The organism is Bacillus sp. AF62 (assembly GCF_050312695.1).
Lineage (GTDB): Bacteria > Bacillota > Bacilli > Bacillales > Bacillaceae_G > Bacillus_A > Bacillus_A cereus.
The window spans coordinates 1-18519 of sequence record NZ_JBNPJZ010000121.1 but is presented as its reverse complement, the minus strand read 5'-3'; the positions used below and the strand labels follow the sequence as shown (position 1 = coordinate 18519).

Below are 18519 nucleotides of genomic sequence, written 5' to 3'. Positions count from 1 at the left end.
ACTTGAAAATAGCAGACAGAGTTGCTTATTGGCAGGTGTAGCGATTTTATTAAAAAGATTTTAAACAGGTTCTTAGATCATTCTTAGATATGTCAGATTGATGGGGATAAAACTCTGCACTTAACATTTTAAATCTAAAATCTACAAGTGAATAAAACTCTGTATTCTTTCGATCTTCTTCCATACTATTAACTTTTGTATCAATACTTTGTTTTAATTCCTTTGCCTTAGAGAAATTCTGTGAACGAATTTCTCTATACCACTCCTGTAAAAGTAAATTGATTTCTTCCTTTTTTATTACATGTACACTCATATAGCCCCTTCTCCTTTGTCTATAGATTACTAACATAATAACAAAAATCTTCCAGTAAAACTTTTAATTTTCTGAATATTATTGTTTCAAAAAAATTTCTCAATACAATCCCACCATTTTATCCCTTTAAACTATAACTTGTTCTGTTCCTTATTCGTTTCTATGTAAAAATAACACATCATTATTAATAGTGATGACACATGAAAGTCTATCCTTTCATAAGAAAGCCTCTTTTCTTTTGTACATTATATCCATTAGGGCTCATTTATTTTTTACAAAACCCACCCTTTTGCTTACAACGGCGACGAGGAGCGGGTTTTTTGTTATCTTTTTCTAAAATTTGTTTCCTAAAAACATACGCAGAAACTTTACGTACAATGGTTTTCAAAAATACTTTTAGAAGTTCAAACAAAACTCCATTAGAGATAGTTTTATTAAATTTTTCACTACTAGCCGTAAAAATATCTTATAATCTCTATATAACAAATTAATGTATTAGGGGTAGATAAAATGCCAGTTACACTCGAACTTATTCTTTTCATTCTTATAGCAATTAGTGCTGTTGGTTATTTAATAAAAGAATTTCAAAAAACTAGGAAACGAACACTTGGAATTTCACTAGAATTTTTAGTTCTTTTCTGGTCAATATGGAGAATATCAACTATCATAATCTAATTTATAAAATATGAATTCCTTCGAATGAAGTGAAACTCTAATCAGTGGGGGTATTACAGGATAAATTCACCAGTATTTTTACCACAACATCCATGTTAAAATCCCTTGTGAGTACGACATAACTCGACCTTATGAAGCTCCGCAACTTTTATCGCGGAGCTTTTTTTATTAAAATTAACGCTTTTGTTCACTTTTTTGATACATTTACGAAACATTCATATGTTACGTTATATAAGTCCTTTTTTAAATCTTATTCATTCTAGCAAAAAGTCCTAGTCCCCCTAGGGCTTTTTTGCATTCAAACAATGAGTTGTATTTTTTCTCAATAACCGAAACTACTTAACATGGTAAAATAATAATCGGACTGGCATTCAATACCATATTACAATGGATCAAATCGCAAAAAGGCACCTTAGGGTGTCTTTTTTATAGAGAATCAGTTTAAAAACTAAAAATAAAAGAACCTCAATAAATGAGGTTCAAAAAATCTACTATTTTAAATTACCTTCGTAAAAAGCAACTCCATTTTGAACATGTTTTAAGTACCACGTAATCGTCCCGCCACAAACATTTTCATTAAAACTATTAGCATATACTCCATTTGAGTAATAAAGAGTTCTTTTGAATTTACCATTAGAATACTCATAAGGAATTGAGCATGTTGCTTGCTTCGGAGAGCTCACAGCTTTTTGCGTATCAGCTGAAGCTGCACCAATTCCCCCTGTTAATGCAATACCTGTTGCTACTGCTCCTACTACTAATTTCCTGAACATAATAAATCCCCCTTTAATAGTTTTTATAGCTTACAACTTAAATGTATCACTTTTGTAATTTATATAAATATCTTGAATATGTAGAAATATTTATTTAATTATTGGTAATATTAGGATTTTATTTTATCAAATGTAAAATAGAGGGATTAGAGAAGCATGTGAAAATACAGATAGGTTTATATTAAATGAACGTGGTCCAAGTCGGCGAAAGGAACTTTTGGTGTCTTTTTTGTACATAAAAAAATCTCACCATCTTATAGAAACGATAAGCCCTTTAAAACAATAATTGCAACTATATTAATTTTACATTACATTAAGGTTAGAGAATATCATACTAATAAAGTGTTAAATAGTAGGTGGGGAAAATGGAATTTAACGATTTGGGTATTACCATTAAAGAACTTAGAATTAAAAAAAATATATCACAATCCGACTTATGTCACGGAATATGTTCACAAAGTCAAATTAGTAAGATCGAAAAAGGTATGATTTATCCATCTAGTATATTGTTATATCAATTATCAGAAAGACTTGGTATTGATCCGAATAACATATTTGCACTAACTCAAAATAAAAGATTAAAATATGTAGAAAATGTAAAATACGTAATAAAAGATTGCTTAAAGCAAAAACAATATAAAGAACTTTATGAAATAGTGAAAAAAGAGAAAAACTTAAATAATTTTCAAACAAAAGAAGAGAAACAATTTCTAATATGGCATGAAGCAATTGCTATATTTATGGTGGATAAATCATTAAAAACTGCTTTAGATTTTTTAAATAATGCATTAAAACTGACTTTAACTAATTCTGATTTTTTATCAGAAAGAGAAATAGATATTATGCAAACAATGGCTATATTTTATGCGGAAAATAAAGAATATGAAAAAAGTATTAATATATTAAAAAGATGTTTAAGTAATTTTAATAAGTTAGATTTTCCTAGAGATAAAGAAATTAAGTTGAAAATCATGTTAAATTTAGCAAAATCTTTGGACTTCACATATCAACATGAAGAGGCAATAAAATACATTGATAAGGGCATCAAATTAGCAATTAATCTAAATACGTTATACCTATTAGGTGAACTATTCTATTTAAAAGGTCAGTTATTATTAAAAATTAAACAACATAATGTAGAAGATGTTATTTATAACTGGAAAAAAGCATTATTTATATTTGAACTAACAGAAAAAGAATATTATACAAAAATGCTACCAGATGAACTTATTGAATTACAAAATAAAAAACACTCATAATTTCGTAAAAACTACTTACAAATCCCACAGAAAAAATCCCTATAGCTTTTAAACTTAGAACGATAATATTAAAATAATTTAAGTCGGCAGAAGGCACCTTTTGGTGTCTTTTCTTTATTTTTACAAGGACCTGCTCAATTAATTCTTAAAAACATACTGAGAAGCATTGTTTTATTTATCCCATTTTCATTCATGCTATATATAAAATTCGTTAATAAATCCACCTCAAACATATTTATATGCATTGGAGTATGTTTGAGGTGGAACTCCTTCAAATACTAGTTCCTTTTTGTAGATGACATTATTCTCAATACAATAGAATGAATTATGGGAACATATTTAGCAATATATATTAAAAAACAATATTAAGGAAATACCTCCACCTTAAGGTAGAAGGGATCTTTTAATTTCTATTTCAAACTACCTAAAATTTCCGTAAAGATAACCCCAAGCGTATGTGCACCTGCATCTGGATATCCTAAACTTCTTTCACCAACTACCGCTCTCTGCCGAATGATCTTTCAACGATAGATTATATGCCTTGAAGTGCTGTTTGCAACATTTCAATTCAGATATACGACAGTAAAGAATACATCATCACTGTGTCAGCAAGCAAAAGTGTATTCTGCATTTCTGAAAACAGTAGATGGCAGATTATGACCTACTGAATCTGCTAAGAAAGAATATACAAGAACATCCTTAACATCCTCTTTATTTCCACTAATGATGACATCAAGAAAATCTTCTATTTGGACTTCTGGAGTAAATAACACAATCTTAGTTGTTCTGTTTGGTTCTAAAGAAACAAAAGTACGAGAGATTTCAACTAATTCATTTTGAGTTGGGAAAAAAGTGTTTCGACTTCTCTTAACAGTTACCGTTACATTACTAGTATGGCAACGTGAATCATTGTTTAACATAATGTTGAGAGCAGTTGGAATAATCCCATTTTCAGAGACTGGAACTCGAAACACTCCAGTAGATTTATGGGCCATATAATCACATCCTTTCAAAATAAAATATATTTACAATATATTAGATGCAAAAAACGTTCATTTTGATATGGACAAATTACATGATTAATATATCTATAATAACCCTCGGTATTACTAAGCCAATGTTTTAAAAGATTAACAAATATCGCGAGAACCAATCGAATGTATATTAAAAGTAAAAAGAATAAGTTGTCTAAAAGACCCCCTATTTTGAGCCAATAATGAGACATTATGTTAATCTTATATGTATAGCTGCACAAAATTGAGAAACTTAAGGAGACAGATAAATTTTATGAGAAAATTATCTATATTACTTACTTTCATTCTAGTATTAGTCAGTGTTACGGCTGCTTGCACACAAGATAAAACAGATAGTGCCGTTGAAAATGGTCCAATAGAAGAACCAACCGCAAAAAATGAAAATGAAGAATTAATAAATTTTGAAGAAAAAGAAGAGATGAGCCGCTTGGAACAAGGTATTTTATTAGTTGGCGAGAGTGTTAAGGGAGGCTATTACTTGGCCGCTGTTCAAAGTGCATATTTAAATGCTAGCAACGATTCCGTCATTGTTAATGTCTCTGTAAAAAATGTACGAGGTCAAACGATTGGACTATCAGAATTAAAATATAACTTAAAAGATGAAAAAGACGGAAAAATCTATAAAGGAAAGGTGCTTGATCAAAACCCTTCTGATATACAAGTTAAACCAAATGAAACGGTAGAATTGAAAATAGCTTTTGAAGTACCACATACCGTAGATGAATATATGTTTTATATTGAAAGCTCTTTAGACCCCCTACAAACATACTGGAAAATTGATAAGCTGCAATCACAAACAAACTAAGTCTAAAATAAGCAAAAAGCAATGAAAAATTTGATATAGATACAAATGAATACTATATAAACGTAAGACCATCGATTTAATGAATCGTTGGTCTTTTTCAAAAAATGCCCCATTAAAAACTAAGAGATAAAAAAGAACTAATCTCTAGAAGAGATTAGCTCAATATATCCAAAGCTATTATGGTACATAGTTTTATGAGCAAACGTTATATAATGTTGTATGGGATACATAACCTGTCATCCCTTTATATGTAACTTTTAACCACTGTTTAGAATTACTGTAATGACCTTGAACATATTCACCAGTTACCCATGTTCCAGTAATTTTCGTACCATCATTAAATGTATGTAAGACAGGTGAATCGACAGTATAACCACTGCGCATCTTTGCACCATATACACCTACCGTACCTCCCTTTGCACAAGCTGCTACTACATTTTCAGTAGCATTCGTAGCCGCGAAAGCAGAGCCGTTAAATGTAAATAAAGTAAATATAAAAGCTGTTAGTACTGTACAAATAGATAAACGACGTAACAAAATAAATTCCCCCTTTTTTTATAATTTACTTCTTCACAAATGATTATCTTAAATATTCTAACTATTTTCAATATATTAATGTTGAGAAATATTAGTTGTATTTTTGAAATAAGATTTTATCAAAAACAGTAACAAACTCATATTTTACTGAGAAAGAACCGAAAGAAGTCTTCTACATATCAACTATATAAAAATCCCTCCACCTTAAAGCAGAGGGGACTTTCTAATTCCTATTTCAAACTACCCGCAATCTCCGTAAAGATAACTCCAAGCGCATGTGCACCTGCATCTGGATATCCTAAACTTCTTTCGCCAACTGTACCAGCGCGGCCCATGCGAGCTACGATTTCTTTCGTGTACTCTGCTCCTTTAACCGCTGCTTCTGCACCTTTTTCAAAGGCAGTTTTTACGTCGACTTCGTTTGAGGCGCTATCTAACCAAGAGTCTACACATGGAGCAAGTGCGTCAACAAGCGTTTTATCACCAACTACTGCTCCTCTACCGAACGATCTTTCTCCGATAGATTGTATGCCTTGCAGTGCTGCTTGCAACATTTCAGCGAATTCTTTCACTGTTAGCTCACGTTTTTCGCCCGCTGCTTTACTAGCTGCGCGGAATGCTCCGCCCCAAATTGGACCAGATGCGCCGCCGCAATGTTCCATAATAATCATGGAGCAACCGTCAAGGAATGATCCGATCGTTACGTTTTCTTGTTCTACAATAGAATGCCACTCACGTTTTAATTGCTTAAATCCTTTTGCAACACTCATTCCGAAGTCGCCGTCACCTGCATGTGTATCTAACTCACAAAACGGTACTTCATTTTTAATAATAATATCGCTCATTTTATCAACGAGATAAATCATGTTGTTTAATGTAATGACATTATTTTTAATCACAGCGTGCTCTTCCGCTGTTTCTAGTTCAAAGGAAACTTCCTTCTCTTCTGTTTCTTCAAGTACATTCACGTACTCTACACTTTCAACTGGTCCATCTACTTTAAACGCTGGTGTATTACATTCTTTTGATAGTAATGTTTTTAGCTCGTCATCTAACTTCATTACCGTTAAAGACATACCAGCCATATCAATACTTGTCATATAGTTACCGACGAATACTCTATTAATTTTAATGTTTCTTGCAGCTAGTTCTCTCGTAACGGCGTTGTTAAATAAGTAAAGTTCTTGCAGTGGTGTTCCGCCAAAACCGTTAACTAGAAGTGCGATTTCCTCGCCATCTTTTACTCCTAAATCTTTCATTAAATCATTTGTCATACGGTTAGCTAATTCATCAGCCGACAGCATTTTTTCACGCTTAATTCCTGGTTCGCCGTGAATACCTACGCCGTATTCCATTTCATCTTCCGCAAGTGTGAAAGTAGGTGATCCGCTCGCTGGAACTGTACAAGACGTTAACGCTAAACCGATTGTGCGCACGTTAGCCGCTGCTTTTTCTGCTACAGCTTTCACCGCTCCTAAATCCATACCTGCTTCCGCTGCTGCGCCGGCAATTTTATGAACTAAAATAACTCCCGCAACGCCGCGGCGTCCTACTGTATATAGGCTATCTTCTACCGCAATATCATCGTCCACTTTTACGTAGTCGACTTCAATTCCATCTTCCGTCGCTAAATGCGCACCGTTTTTGAAATTCATAATATCGCCGCTATAATTTTTAATAATTAATAACGTACCTTTTTTACTAGCTGTTTCTTTAATTGCTTGATATACCTGAATTTGTGAAGGTGACGCAAACACATCTCCGCACACTGCCGCATCTAACATTCCTTTTCCGACTAATCCTGCATGTGCCGGCTCATGACCACTACCGCCGCCGCTAATTAACGTTACTTTATTTTCGTTCATTTCTTTCTTCTTAATTACTTTATGTTTTTTCAAAAGCTCAAGCTCTGGGTGAGCCATAACCATTCCGTTACACATTTCCATTACTAATGTTTCTGGTTTGTTTATAATCTTTTTCATTGTAGTTCTCCCTCAATTCCTTTAATATATTGTGATATATTTGAAATCTTCTTCTTACTACTCATGTTAAAATGAAAGCGTTTTATAGTAAACGGACAAAATGGACAATCTGTCTAAAGACACCGCTCTCATTTATAGATAGGATTTTTATATTAATAACATTCTAGGGATGATTCAGATGACCTCTTCTATAATTTCTAAAAAGATAATCGCGAACTCATTGAAGTATTTAATGGAAACAGAGTCGTTTCATAAAATATCAGTGAGCGATATTATGTTACACTGTCAAATGCGTAGGCAAACTTCTTATTATCATTTTAAAGATAAATTTGAACTATTAAGCTGGATTTATAGAGAAGAAACGAAAGAAAATATTATAGACTTTCTCGATTATGAAAAATGGGAAAACATTTTCGATTTATTATTTGATTACTTTTATGAAAATCAAAAATTTTACCGAAATGCTTTTAAAGTCATTGAGCAAAACTCGTTTAATCACTATTTATTTGAGCATACGAAAAACTTATATATGAAGATTATTGATGAATTATCTGTGAGCTGTGGATTCAGCCTTTCTGATGAGACCAAAAATACGATTGCCTCCTTTTATAGTCACGGCTTCGTTGGAACGATAAAAGATTGGATTGAAAGCAAGTGCGAAGTAGATCCATCCGTTATGTCTTCTCTTATGAAAAATATGATAAACAATCAATTACTACTATTACTTGAGCAATCAGCAAAGTAATTAAAGGGTGGCAAAAGCAATGAAAAAGATTATGAATGATGTACAAAATATCGTTCAAGATATGCTGCATGGCTTTTATTTTGAACATAACGACAAAGTAAATTACGATGAAACAAATAACATCATTTATGTAAAAGATATCGAAAAAATGAAGCAAGACGTCGCTATTGTAAGCGGCGGTGGTAGCGGACATGAACCTGCTGATATTGGTTATGTAGGAAAAGGTATGCTTACAGCGGCAGTAAACGGCAGTATTTTCACTCCGCCTACAGTGGAACAAATTGCGGCGGCAACTCGCCTCATACCAAAAGATAAAAGTATACTATTCATCATCAAAAACTTTAAAGATGACGTAGAAAACTTTCTAGCAGCAAAGCAAATTGCTCAAGAAGAAGGAAGAAAAGTTGACCATATCATCGTAAATGACGATATTTCAATTGAAGATGATGCTTCCTTTAATAAAAGAAGACGCGGCGTAGCTGGCACTGTTTTCGTCCAAAAAATATTAGGTGCGGCCGCTCTTGAAGGTCACTCTTTAGAAGAACTAACAGCACTCGGCCGTTCTATCACTGAAAACTTACACACATTAGGAGTTGCCCTTTCCCCTGCCAACGATCCAGTAAAAGGAAAAGCTTCATTCACATTAAACGATGATGAAGTGTTTTATGGCGTCGGCATTCACGGAGAAAAAGGTTACCGTAAAGAAGCACTATCCTCTTCTGAAATATTAGCGATTGAACTGATGAACAAACTAAAAAGCATTTATCGCTGGAGAAAAGGAGATAACTTCGCTATCCTCATTAATGGACTCGGCGCAACTCCATTAATGGAACAATACATTTTTGCAAATGACATTCGCCGTTTATGTGAATTGGAAAGCTTACAAGTTACATTCGTAAAGGTTGGTACGCTGTTAACTTCTTTAGATATGAAGGGTGTTTCGCTCAGTTTGCTTAAGGTAGAGGATTTGGATTGGGTGAAGTGGTTGAAAGCGGATGTTAGAGTGGGTAATTGGTAAGTAAAAATCATGATGATAAAAGCCTTTAACTATAACAAGTTAAAGGCTTTTTGCAAATTGAAATATCGCTCGAGCGTTCAAAAGAAATTCGTAATCACCTCACTGAATGATGACAGGTCTTCCAAATAAAGCTGGATGATAAATTAACATCGCCCCTACAAATGAACACACTAAACAAAAAACAGCCTCGTATTTTATAACTAGAGAAGAGTTGGTATCAAGCTTTTTCCCCTCTCTTCTTAATATCATTTTAAAAGCTCTATATAATAAATACCCAATAATCGCCCCGAGGGTATTCGTAAATAAATCATCAATATCTGTAATTCTATTATTTAGTAATTGATTTAACTCAATTGCCAATGAAAAAAGAAATCCTGCACATACGGTGTTTTTCATTTTTCTAAAGTGCGGCCAAATCATCGGTAATAAAAAACCTAACGGCATAAACAGTACAATGTTCAAAAGATATGTAGTACTACCTGCCGTATCAAATAGAGTCAAATTGATTTGACTTACACGAATCCACGTTTCATATCTACTTATATCCCATACAGTCGCGATTTGCGTCACCTTATACACTAGCGAAAGGTAGAATAGAAAAACATATACCCATAGAAAATGCCAGATAGATATATTTCTTTTCGCTTTAAAATAAAACCCAATTTGAAATAAAATACAAAACATAATTGTAAAAAAATAAGTATACAAATAACTAATTAAAACTTCTGTATGCATGTAGAATCCCCTAACTTTACATTTTCATCTATGACTTTGTCTTTTTTAGTCTCCTTCATGATGTAACTCATTTATAGGATAGGAAAAACTTTTAAAATAAAGAGTGGGGTAAACATAAAATTTTTCTTAAATCTTCAGTTGGGTTTTATTATTACTCTTCTTAGGCATCCGCCATTGATAGCTAGGCAACAACATGCTTAAACCTAACAATACTATCATTTTTGCACGTAATCCTCGTAGTACTTTAACCGATAAAGCATATATAAAATCATGTGACTCGTTTGTTCAGTTAAAACATGAAATTAAGAAATATATGACGTACTATAATCACTCTTGCTATCAATAGAATTTAAAGAAGATGACTCCTGTTTGCATACAGAAATCATCTTTTTTAGGTTGCCTAACTTTTTTTAGAATGTCCTTTACAAAGGATACAGATCAAGAGCACCTTATTCCTATTCGAGGAGATCAACTATACCTTCTTCCCTTAAAATCACACAAACCCATTTACAAATCTATAAAAGTAGATATAATATCCTTATGGAACCTTCATTAATTTATAAAGCATTGTCAAATGACACAAGATGTCAAATTTTATCATGGTTAAAAAATCCAGAAAACCATTTCGACGAAAAACCTTATTTAGAACAAGGGATTAATTTTCAGATTGGAGTGTGTGTAGGAGATATTCAGCTTAAAACTGGCTTAGCCCAATCGGTTATTTCTAGTTATTTATTAACTATGAAAAAGGCAGGACTACTAGACTCTGACCGAATTGGAAAATGGACATATTATCGTCGAAATGAAAAAACAATACAAGCGTTTTCTGAATACGTTCAAAATGAATTATAAAGTGAAAGCAAATAATCAACCTACCAATTGATTATTTGCTTTCACACATTCTGCTTTTATATAGCCGCCTAATACATTCTTTTTAAAACTTCGCTACCTATAAAAGCAAGAAACATAGAAAGGAGCATTTTTTTCAACACATCATATCTAGTTATTTAGATATCTGTTTTTGTGGTTAACATTACATAATTCTAATACTATTGACATCCAATCATGCTCATTTCTTTGTTAATAAATCGATTTCACTTTCAAAATAATAAGAAGAATGGAGAGTTTTACAAATGAAAAAAGTAAGTCCTTTACTTATTCTTACACTAGCAATAGGGGTGTTTGGAATTATTACTACCGAGATGGGTATTGTCGGTGTATTACCACAAATCACTCAGAAATTTGGCATTTCAACTGCACAAGCAGGGTTTTTAGTAAGTATATTCGCACTAGTCGTTGCTATTTCTGGTCCGTTTTTAATTCTACTCGTCTCTAGTATTAATCGTAAAATAATTTTATTAATAGCAATCTTTGTTTTTGTTATTTCAAATATAATCTACGCTTATACAACACAATTTGAAATCATGCTTATTTTTCGTATTTTACCTGCAGCACTTCACCCACTCTTCTTTTCAATCGCTCTTGTAACTGCTGCTAAACTTGTCCCTCCTGAAAAGAGTGGTCAAGCGGTTACAAAAGTTTTCATGGGAATTACGGTTGGCTTTGCACTAGGTGTACCATTAACCTCTTACCTTGCAGATCAATTTTCATTAGAAGTTGCTTTCTTATTCGGAGCGTTTATTAACGCCCTTGCATTCATTGGAATACTAATCTCACTTCCTTCTATGCCCGTTAAAGAAAAAATGTCTTTCGGCAAACAAATTCGTATACTCGGCAAACCAGGATTATGGTTAAATATTTTAACTGTCACATTCCTTTTTGCAGCCATGTTTTCCGTATACAGCTACTTCGCCGAATACCTTGCAAAAGTAACTTCCATGAATGGATCGCTCATCAGTATCATGCTATTCATATTTGGTATAGTTATGATTTTAGGCAATCATTTATTTGGTAGTCTCTTGCAAAGAAGCATAGTAAATACAGTAATATCGTTCCCCATTTTATATTCTATTGTTTACATATTGGTTTATTACTTAGGTTCTTATCTTGTTCCAATGATTTTCATGGTATTCATTTGGGGAATCGTGCATGCTGGTGGATTAATTGTTGGTCAAACATGGTTAATAAGTGAAGCAAGAGAAGCACCCGAATTTGGTAATAGCCTATTCGTTTCATTCTCAAATCTCGGAATTACTCTAGGAACAACTATTGGAGGCTGGTTCATTTCAAACTTAGGTATTCACCAACTTATTTGGAGTGGATTTATATTTACACTACTTTCATTTCTATTAATTATAATAAAACTAAAATTTTTCACTTCTAATAACCTAGCTTCATTATCAAGCTAGTACATTTCAGTTCCAAATTGGATAAAAAACATTATAAAGTGAAACTTTAATCAGCTCTCACCAATCGGGTGTTTATGGGCAGCCCGGCAAATAGCGGGATAAATTCTATATAAAATCCTGGTTATTCTTCTTATAAGATTTTATAAACTATAAAGTATGACACTCAGAGCCTTTAGCTATAAATACAAGTTAAAGGCTTTTTATATAAAAACAGCCTTAAAAGATGCTAATTTTATGGAACATCATCAAAATAGAATACTAAAAAAGGCTCCATTGCTGGAGCACTCAAAAAATAATATAACTAAACGAATTAAAACAAGGAACAGACAATTAAAATATACAAATAAAACATAAATAAATCTATATATATGTAATATTGCATATAAAAATCCTATTTATCGCTGCTATAATAAACTTACTCGATGATTGTTATATTATTCATAGGTTATACCTTCTTAACACCAATTTTACAAAGAAAAAAAGACATCTTAATTGATGTCTTTTTTTCTTATATGATAACGACGCAATACAATTAAGATGGTTCAAGTCGGAAGAAGGCACCTTAGGGTGTCTTTTTTTATTTTCCAAAGGACCTGCTCAATTATTGCGTAAAAAACATAAAGTAATTTGAATCCGTTAAAATACATGAGTGTACCCTTGTTTTCCCCTCTTATTAAAAGGAGGAACTATTATGGGTTTTGGTGGTAGTTGCGGCGAAGGCTGCGGTTTTGCTGGAGGATTTGCTTTATTAGTTGTACTGTTTATTTTATTAATCATCGTTGGAGCTTCTTGCTTCTGCTAAAAAACTATCAGAAAAGACACTCTTATATGGGTGTCTTTTCTTTATAATAAAGTGAAACTTTATTCCTCCGCTTCCCTCATACTATAATACCCCAAATTAATAATAACCAAGAAATACCCACCCATAATTCCAGCAGCGAATGTCCACATGAATTCATCGTGTTCAATTTCATACATAATAATCGCACCGAGTATTGCTGCTGCGAATCGATTTATCATTCCGAGCATCGGTGCTTTTTCTTTTTTTACAATGCTATCTCCGAACTTTTCAATACGCCTTCCCAAAATCCAGGCGCAGTACATACTCACTAAAAGGCCAATGCTTATCCCTACAAACTGGGCTGAAAAAGGTGTCATTAACCATCCCAATAACATTACACCTAGCAAACAATACATTTGTATGTTGAATGATCTTAGTGCCATACGAATCATGTTATTCTCCTTTATCTTTCTCATTGTAATTCTGTATCATCAATCCAATCTTCCAGGCTTCAAGCTTTCAGCTATATCTTTTTTAAAATGAGGGAATTTGATTTTGCTCACCATTAAATAAGCGAGTACGCATGTACCAAACGCCACGGAAACTGGATTCTTTAAAAAACATAAAATGAGGAGACACATTGCCGCGAATGGGATTGGCATGCCGATAAAGGTCGGGAGTTTGCTTTGCTGTGTGTTAAATCTTGCAAGCCGAAGCATTCCGCAAATACTGTAAGCAAGTGCACATATCATCCCGATAGACTGCAAATCTTTTAAAGCGACACTATATGCAAGAATAGACGGTGCCACACCAAAAGTAACTAAATCCGCAAATGAGTCCAACTCTCCACCAATTTCTGAAACAGAATCCATTTTCCGAGCGACCATGCCATCAAAAAAGTCAAACAGCATACCTGTAATAATAAAAACTGCTCCCAAATAAATATCGTGAACGAAAACAGCGTAAATAGCTAAAAGCCCACATACAAAATTTGCTATCGTAATCATATTTGGTATCAAACTCATAACACGCTTCTCCTCCTTTCTACTAATTGCTTCATCTAAGTTCTTACTCATTACAATTAAGATCCTTCTGTTTTTCTTCCAATATCACTTTATTTATTCTCGTTAACGTCTCTGTCATTTGCTCAAGGGCATTTATATCGATTTTAGAAAAATATTTCTCAATTAATACATCATCTAACTCAGACAACCGCTCTATATACTTACTACCGTTTGGACCAAGTGTAAGAAAATACTCCCGTTTATTATTAGGGTTTACTTGTTTTGAAATCATCTTCTGTTTCTCCAATTTAGATAAAACTTGGCTAACAGCACTTTTGGATACATTAAAGGTAGTCGCAATGTGATTTGCTGTCGTGTTTTCATTTAAATTAATATGAAATAGCATGCTCTCTTGCTGTCCTGTAAGACCGAACTCATCTTTTAACTCCTGGAATAGTAAAATGTAGAATTCATTATAAGCTCGGTTCATTTCATTAATTACTTCTTTATACGTTCTAGTCATAGCGTTATTCCTCCATGCTTTTATTTCGTTTCGTTAAATAGTTAAGTTTACTTAACTTAACTATAGTATACCGTTATGTTCGTGTAAAGGGAAATATAACTCTACACTTTATCAGTTGTGCTTTTAATGTATGTAAAACTTTCTCTCTCTCTTCATAATCTTCTACATCAGCTTCTTTCCAAATCTCAAGATTAGCCCCCTCCCCTTTCTCCAGTTATATTGCTGCAAGACCAATGTAAGACATAGCATCTAAATCTTCATCTATATCAAGCTCATCTAAACACTCTTCTAAAACAAGTTAAGTCACTGCTTCCTTCATCCAAATACCCAATTAATCGTTCTGAATAATCAAAAATAAAAACAATTAAATTCCATATAGACCCATTACTGGTTAAAATGTTATAATAAAATCACCCTACATAGTTACTCATAGCCAGACTGAGGAACTAGCGTCTTATTAAGTAATGCGCATAACTAAAATAAAAAAGACACTTTACGGTGTCTTTTTTATTTATATTCCTAGAAATTATCTCTTTTATAAACACACTCTATCAAACAGTAAAGGAGACAAACAGATGGAACATCCTGTTGCAAGAGAATTACGTTTTATACGGGTATGTCTTATCATTTTGATTATTGTCATTGCATTCTGGGACCGGGAGAAAACTGTGGAAATTACTGATCACGGTAGCGATCCTATTTTAAACACCAGCAATATGACCCAAGTTGGTGAGAATACATTTGCATACAAAGATGAATCGAATCAAATTAAAATATTTAAGTTTAATCCAGATACAAATGAAATAAAATTAATAAAAGAGTTTTATGCTAACGAATATTAATTACATGAATTAAATAATTCAAATCTGTAGAAGGCACTTTAAAGTGTCTTTTCTTTATGAACTACAAAGTATGAGGACCCAAGTCATTAGCTGCAATTACGACTAAGGCTTTTACTATATAAAAAATAAAACATAGTAAGAATAGAATACTCACTTAAATTATTTTTCACTTCACAAACTACATCCAAAAAGTTGGATAGCTTCTTTTACTACTCATATTATTAATGAATAAAGCAATAACTACAATAACAACGGAGCCAATTAAAACTGGTGTTACTAAATAACTCCAACTGTTTGCCCCTAAAATAACGATAATCGGATCGGCGCCTGCCGGAGGGTGAGTCGTTCTCGTTAACATCATAACGGCTATTGCCATCCCCACCGCTAAAGCAATTGTCCAATATTCATTCCCAAACAAATGATATATTGATAGACCAATGAAAGTTGAAATCAAATGTCCTCCAATAATATTACGCGGCTGAGATAATGGCGCATTCCAAACTCCAAACGCTAATACACAACTCGCACCAAATGGAGCCATTAATAATTCTGTAGAGGTTATGCTCGTTAAATATGTTAAGGTAAGAATTGTTAAAAACCCCCCTAGTAGTCCCGTTAAAGAGTCCTTTACATTTACTTGTAATGGGCTTCTTCCTTTCCCTTTCATTTTTGTAAAATATCGTACACTTATTGGTTGAGGATCTTTCTGCTTAGTTGCTGTTATATTATCCATCGTTCTCCTCCTTTATTTACCAACAATTATAACTCGGCATAACTAACCTGTAAATATTAATTTAAGGGGTTAGTTCTAAAGTGCAAAAAAAGAATCAACTGTTATAAGTTGATTCTCTAAACTTCTTCAAATTTTCGATCCTGAAATTTTGCTACCTTTTTCCGGTTCCCACATATTTTCATAGAACACCATTTTCGTTTTCCACTCTTATCTATAAATAATAAAACACAGTCAGGATTTGAACACCTTTTAAGGGAAATAAGCTTATTTTCTGCTATTAACGTTAAAGCGTCAAATGCAATTAACGATGCGAGTACATCCTCGATTTCTCCAACTGGGATAGATACTAGCTGCTGTTCAATGATTTTATATGTAAATGGTGCCTTCTCAATTTGTTTTTCTAAATACGTAATAAAATCATTAGAAATTTCTTGCTGATCAGCAATTGCCTCAAACTGTTTTCTCAGTACTTCTCTTATTTCTAATATACTAGATGTAACTTGATTCATTCGCTTCTGAATTCCTATAAGTGTTTTTTCATTCCAAAAAGGAAGATTAACCTTTATTACATGTAACCATTCTAATACATCTTCATTTGTTATTAATAAATCATAACGTTGTCCACGCCTAACTAGCTCTGTATTTACTAAATCTAATGAGGGATTTCCAGATATAAGCGGGAATTGTTTTATTTCTTGCATGTACTCATCACCTTCTCTTTAAACAATCATATTCCAGATTAATACAGAAGTGCAACTTTTTTATAAACTACAAAGTATGAAGATTAAAGCCTTTAGCCATAATTACGACTAAAGGCTTTTTGTATGTAAGTAAATGAAAAAGGAGCTACTTTTATGGAAAATAATAAAAATGGAGTGCTTGCTTTAATTGTTTTATTTTTAGGATTAGCATTTTTTGTAAGTGGAATGGTTTATCATTTATGGGGAACGGTTTAAAAATAAATAATAATTCATTTAAGAAAAAGTACTCGTATGAGTACTTTTTTAAATGTCATATAAAAACATTCTAAACTTACATGCATACAATCATCAATTACAGTTATATAATTGGGAATGTTGTAAATTATCAATCTATATCTATATTGATTAGGAAAGGAGCTAAAAATGTTAGAAATCATTTTTGTTGCTGTATTACTTTTATCTAGTATCATTCCCATCTTTATCAAACGGGGTTTGACGAAAAAAAATGGAGTCATTTTACTAATAAATTATGCATTATTATTTGTCACCATCATTGTAATTGGTGCAAACTGGCGCATGATTCCCGCCTATTTCTTATTGTTCGTTTTAACATTACAAGTTTTTTTGAAACCAAAAACTACAGCCGTTTCTAAAAAGTTAGTGATGAAAGTTTTAAAAGGTTTAGGAATTATCGTAACTGCTATCGCAATGTTTACATTACCTTTACTTTTTCCGATCATAACACTCCCAGAGCCTACTGGAAAATATACAGTAGGAACGAAAGCTTTTCATTTAATTGATACAAATCGAAAAGAAACAACTGTACCAAATAATCATGGAAATCGTGAGTTAATGATACAAGTATACTATCCTGCCGAAAAGGGATCAGGGAATCCTTCTGCCTATTTTGAGAACATAAACGAGCTGGCTGAACAATTGGCAGTAACAAACGGTGCACCGTATATCGTAACGACACATTTAGGGCTAACAAAAACACACTCTTATCAAGATGCTAAGCCCCTTCAAGATAAAGAAAAATTCCCCCTCCTTTTATTCGGCCATGGGATGGGATTATATGGTCAACAAAATACATTCCAGTTAGAAGAGCTAGCTAGTCAAGGTTATGTAATCATTGCTCTTAACTTCACAGGATATGCAGCAACAACGATTTTCCCTAACGGAAACCGTGTAGACTCTATACCAATTGAAAATACACCTACGGCCTTAAATACCATAGTTCAAAAATGGGAACAGGATACTACTTTTGTTTTAAACGAAGTAATAGAAGGTAATTTCGATAAAAGTTTTAAAACTATTGCAGACTTAATTAACTATGACAAAATTGGAATGTTCGGTCACTCTTTTGGAGGAGCAACTTCCGCACAAATGTTAGTAAAGGATACGCGTATTAAAGCTGCAATTGATATGGATGGCGGATTGTTTGGCGATCCAATGCCTAAAGACGGTCCTCAGAAACCATTCATGTTGATGAATGCTGAGGCTACGATTCATTATATGAAAGAAGCTAAGAATCAAAAGACAACCGGAGTCCAAAATGAACTATTGGAAATATCCTATTTAAGAAATAAAACGATTGAAAAACCGGGCGTGTACACAGTGGTAATTCCAAAAACAAACCATACTAGTTTTACAGATTTAGCAGCATTTTCACCTATTGAGGGTGTTGCAAAACTAAAATAAATATGCAATGTTATGAATCAGAAAAACTAGCTGAACATGCAATAGATAG

Annotated in this window: 19 protein-coding genes and 4 pseudogenes; 10 read left to right on the top strand and 13 right to left on the bottom strand. The window is 32.9% G+C overall.

The features are described from left to right. Window positions 1-49: 49 nt before the first annotated feature. Window positions 50-313 carry a hypothetical protein gene (locus ACQRBL_RS28780; RefSeq protein ID WP_411996660.1) on the bottom strand — a complete coding sequence of 88 codons (264 nt, stop codon included), beginning with the start codon at window positions 311-313 and terminating at the stop codon, window positions 50-52. A gap of 1166 nt (window positions 314-1479) precedes the next feature. Further along, a complete protein-coding gene (locus ACQRBL_RS28775) occupies window positions 1480-1761 on the bottom strand; it encodes an LCI fold-containing protein (RefSeq protein ID WP_000488870.1) in 282 nt (93 codons plus the stop codon). Window positions 1762-2126: 365 nt separating this feature from the next. Between ACQRBL_RS28775 and ACQRBL_RS28770 the strand changes: the two genes are divergently transcribed. Continuing rightward, window positions 2127-3020, top strand: a complete 894-nt coding sequence (locus ACQRBL_RS28770; protein ID WP_097920705.1) for a helix-turn-helix domain-containing protein — start codon at window positions 2127-2129, stop codon at window positions 3018-3020. 410 nt (window positions 3021-3430) lie between these two features. On the opposite strand, the pseudogene ACQRBL_RS28765 reads toward ACQRBL_RS28770, so the two are convergent. Both ACQRBL_RS28765 and ACQRBL_RS28760 read right to left on the bottom strand, forming a co-directional pair. Next, a pseudogene (locus ACQRBL_RS28765) lies at window positions 3431-3517 on the bottom strand (DAK2 domain-containing protein); the annotation flags it as partial. 108 nt (window positions 3518-3625) lie between these two features. Then, window positions 3626-4015, bottom strand: coding sequence for a hypothetical protein (locus ACQRBL_RS28760; RefSeq protein WP_411996661.1), 390 nt, complete (start codon window positions 4013-4015; stop codon window positions 3626-3628). A 292-nt stretch (window positions 4016-4307) separates the two neighbouring features. Here ACQRBL_RS28760 and ACQRBL_RS28755 point away from each other — a divergent pair, with 292 nt between their 5' ends. Continuing rightward, window positions 4308-4859: a DUF4352 domain-containing protein gene (locus tag ACQRBL_RS28755; RefSeq protein WP_001228903.1), complete on the top strand. Its 552-nt coding sequence runs from the start codon at window positions 4308-4310 to the stop codon at window positions 4857-4859. 192 nt (window positions 4860-5051) lie between these two features. Here the strand turns inward: ACQRBL_RS28755 and ACQRBL_RS28750 are convergent, their stop codons facing one another. Both ACQRBL_RS28750 and dhaK read right to left on the bottom strand, forming a co-directional pair. Beyond that, window positions 5052-5396, bottom strand: a complete 345-nt coding sequence (locus ACQRBL_RS28750; RefSeq protein ID WP_411996662.1) for an SH3 domain-containing protein — start codon at window positions 5394-5396, stop codon at window positions 5052-5054. Between the two features lie 230 nt (window positions 5397-5626). Continuing rightward, window positions 5627-7378 (bottom strand): dihydroxyacetone kinase subunit DhaK, encoded by a 1752-nt coding sequence (dhaK, locus tag ACQRBL_RS28745; RefSeq protein ID WP_000720701.1) that lies wholly within the window; start codon window positions 7376-7378, stop codon window positions 5627-5629. Window positions 7379-7556: 178 nt separating this feature from the next. Between dhaK and dhaS the strand changes: the two genes are divergently transcribed. Together dhaS and dhaQ are read left to right on the top strand one after the other, a co-directional pair. Further along, a complete protein-coding gene (dhaS, locus tag ACQRBL_RS28740) occupies window positions 7557-8123 on the top strand; it encodes a dihydroxyacetone kinase transcriptional activator DhaS (RefSeq protein ID WP_411996663.1) in 567 nt (188 codons plus the stop codon). Between the two features lie 19 nt (window positions 8124-8142). Then, a complete protein-coding gene (dhaQ, locus tag ACQRBL_RS28735; protein WP_411996664.1) occupies window positions 8143-9141 on the top strand; it encodes a DhaKLM operon coactivator DhaQ in 999 nt (332 codons plus the stop codon). 99 nt (window positions 9142-9240) lie between these two features. Here the strand turns inward: dhaQ and ACQRBL_RS28730 are convergent, their stop codons facing one another. After that, on the bottom strand, window positions 9241-9876 hold the full coding sequence (locus ACQRBL_RS28730; protein WP_065482407.1) for a VanZ family protein: 636 nt from the start codon (window positions 9874-9876) through the stop codon (window positions 9241-9243). A gap of 244 nt (window positions 9877-10120) precedes the next feature. On the opposite strand from ACQRBL_RS28730, the pseudogene ACQRBL_RS28725 reads away from it, so the two are divergent. The 4 genes and pseudogenes from ACQRBL_RS28725 to ACQRBL_RS28710 form a co-directional block, all read left to right on the top strand. Then, window positions 10121-10222, top strand: a pseudogene (locus ACQRBL_RS28725) (TetR family transcriptional regulator); the annotation flags it as partial. Window positions 10223-10416: 194 nt separating this feature from the next. Beyond that, entirely contained in the window at window positions 10417-10728 is a 312-nt protein-coding gene (locus ACQRBL_RS28720) for an ArsR/SmtB family transcription factor (protein ID WP_000433731.1), read from the top strand. Window positions 10729-11009: 281 nt separating this feature from the next. After that, the gene (locus ACQRBL_RS28715; protein ID WP_064532722.1) at window positions 11010-12185 is read left to right on the top strand and encodes an MFS transporter; all 1176 of its coding nucleotides are present in this window, start codon (window positions 11010-11012) and stop codon (window positions 12183-12185) included. Window positions 12186-12876: 691 nt separating this feature from the next. Further along, window positions 12877-12987 (top strand): YjcZ family sporulation protein, encoded by a 111-nt coding sequence (locus tag ACQRBL_RS28710; protein WP_000505669.1) that lies wholly within the window; start codon window positions 12877-12879, stop codon window positions 12985-12987. Between the two features lie 59 nt (window positions 12988-13046). On the opposite strand, the gene ACQRBL_RS28705 is transcribed toward ACQRBL_RS28710, so the two are convergent. The 4 genes and pseudogenes from ACQRBL_RS28705 to ACQRBL_RS28690 form a co-directional block, all read right to left on the bottom strand. Next, on the bottom strand, window positions 13047-13418 hold the full coding sequence (locus ACQRBL_RS28705) for an ATP synthase subunit I (protein WP_023521313.1): 372 nt from the start codon (window positions 13416-13418) through the stop codon (window positions 13047-13049). Window positions 13419-13457: 39 nt separating this feature from the next. Continuing rightward, window positions 13458-14042 (bottom strand): CDP-diacylglycerol--serine O-phosphatidyltransferase, encoded by a 585-nt coding sequence (gene pssA / locus ACQRBL_RS28700; protein ID WP_142307215.1) that lies wholly within the window; start codon window positions 14040-14042, stop codon window positions 13458-13460. Then, window positions 14035-14493 (bottom strand): MarR family winged helix-turn-helix transcriptional regulator, encoded by a 459-nt coding sequence (locus ACQRBL_RS28695; protein ID WP_023521311.1) that lies wholly within the window; start codon window positions 14491-14493, stop codon window positions 14035-14037. The genes pssA and ACQRBL_RS28695 overlap by 8 nt, the downstream gene beginning before the upstream one ends. A 73-nt stretch (window positions 14494-14566) precedes the next feature. Next, window positions 14567-14849, bottom strand: a pseudogene (locus ACQRBL_RS28690) (MarR family transcriptional regulator). Between the two features lie 219 nt (window positions 14850-15068). Between ACQRBL_RS28690 and ACQRBL_RS28685 the strand changes: the two are divergent. Beyond that, entirely contained in the window at window positions 15069-15335 is a 267-nt protein-coding gene (locus ACQRBL_RS28685) for a YmzC family protein (protein WP_000400965.1), read from the top strand. Between the two features lie 178 nt (window positions 15336-15513). Here the strand turns inward: ACQRBL_RS28685 and ACQRBL_RS28680 are convergent, their stop codons facing one another. Together ACQRBL_RS28680 and ACQRBL_RS28675 are read right to left on the bottom strand one after the other, a co-directional pair. Then, window positions 15514-16068, bottom strand: coding sequence for an HPP family protein (locus ACQRBL_RS28680; protein ID WP_000368844.1), 555 nt, complete (start codon window positions 16066-16068; stop codon window positions 15514-15516). A gap of 116 nt (window positions 16069-16184) precedes the next feature. Further along, entirely contained in the window at window positions 16185-16769 is a 585-nt protein-coding gene (locus ACQRBL_RS28675; RefSeq protein WP_097920701.1) for a CGNR zinc finger domain-containing protein, read from the bottom strand. A 423-nt stretch (window positions 16770-17192) separates the two neighbouring features. On the opposite strand from ACQRBL_RS28675, the pseudogene ACQRBL_RS28670 reads away from it, so the two are divergent. Beyond that, a pseudogene (locus tag ACQRBL_RS28670) lies at window positions 17193-18446 on the top strand (alpha/beta hydrolase family protein); the annotation flags it as partial. Window positions 18447-18519: the final 73 nt, after the last annotated feature.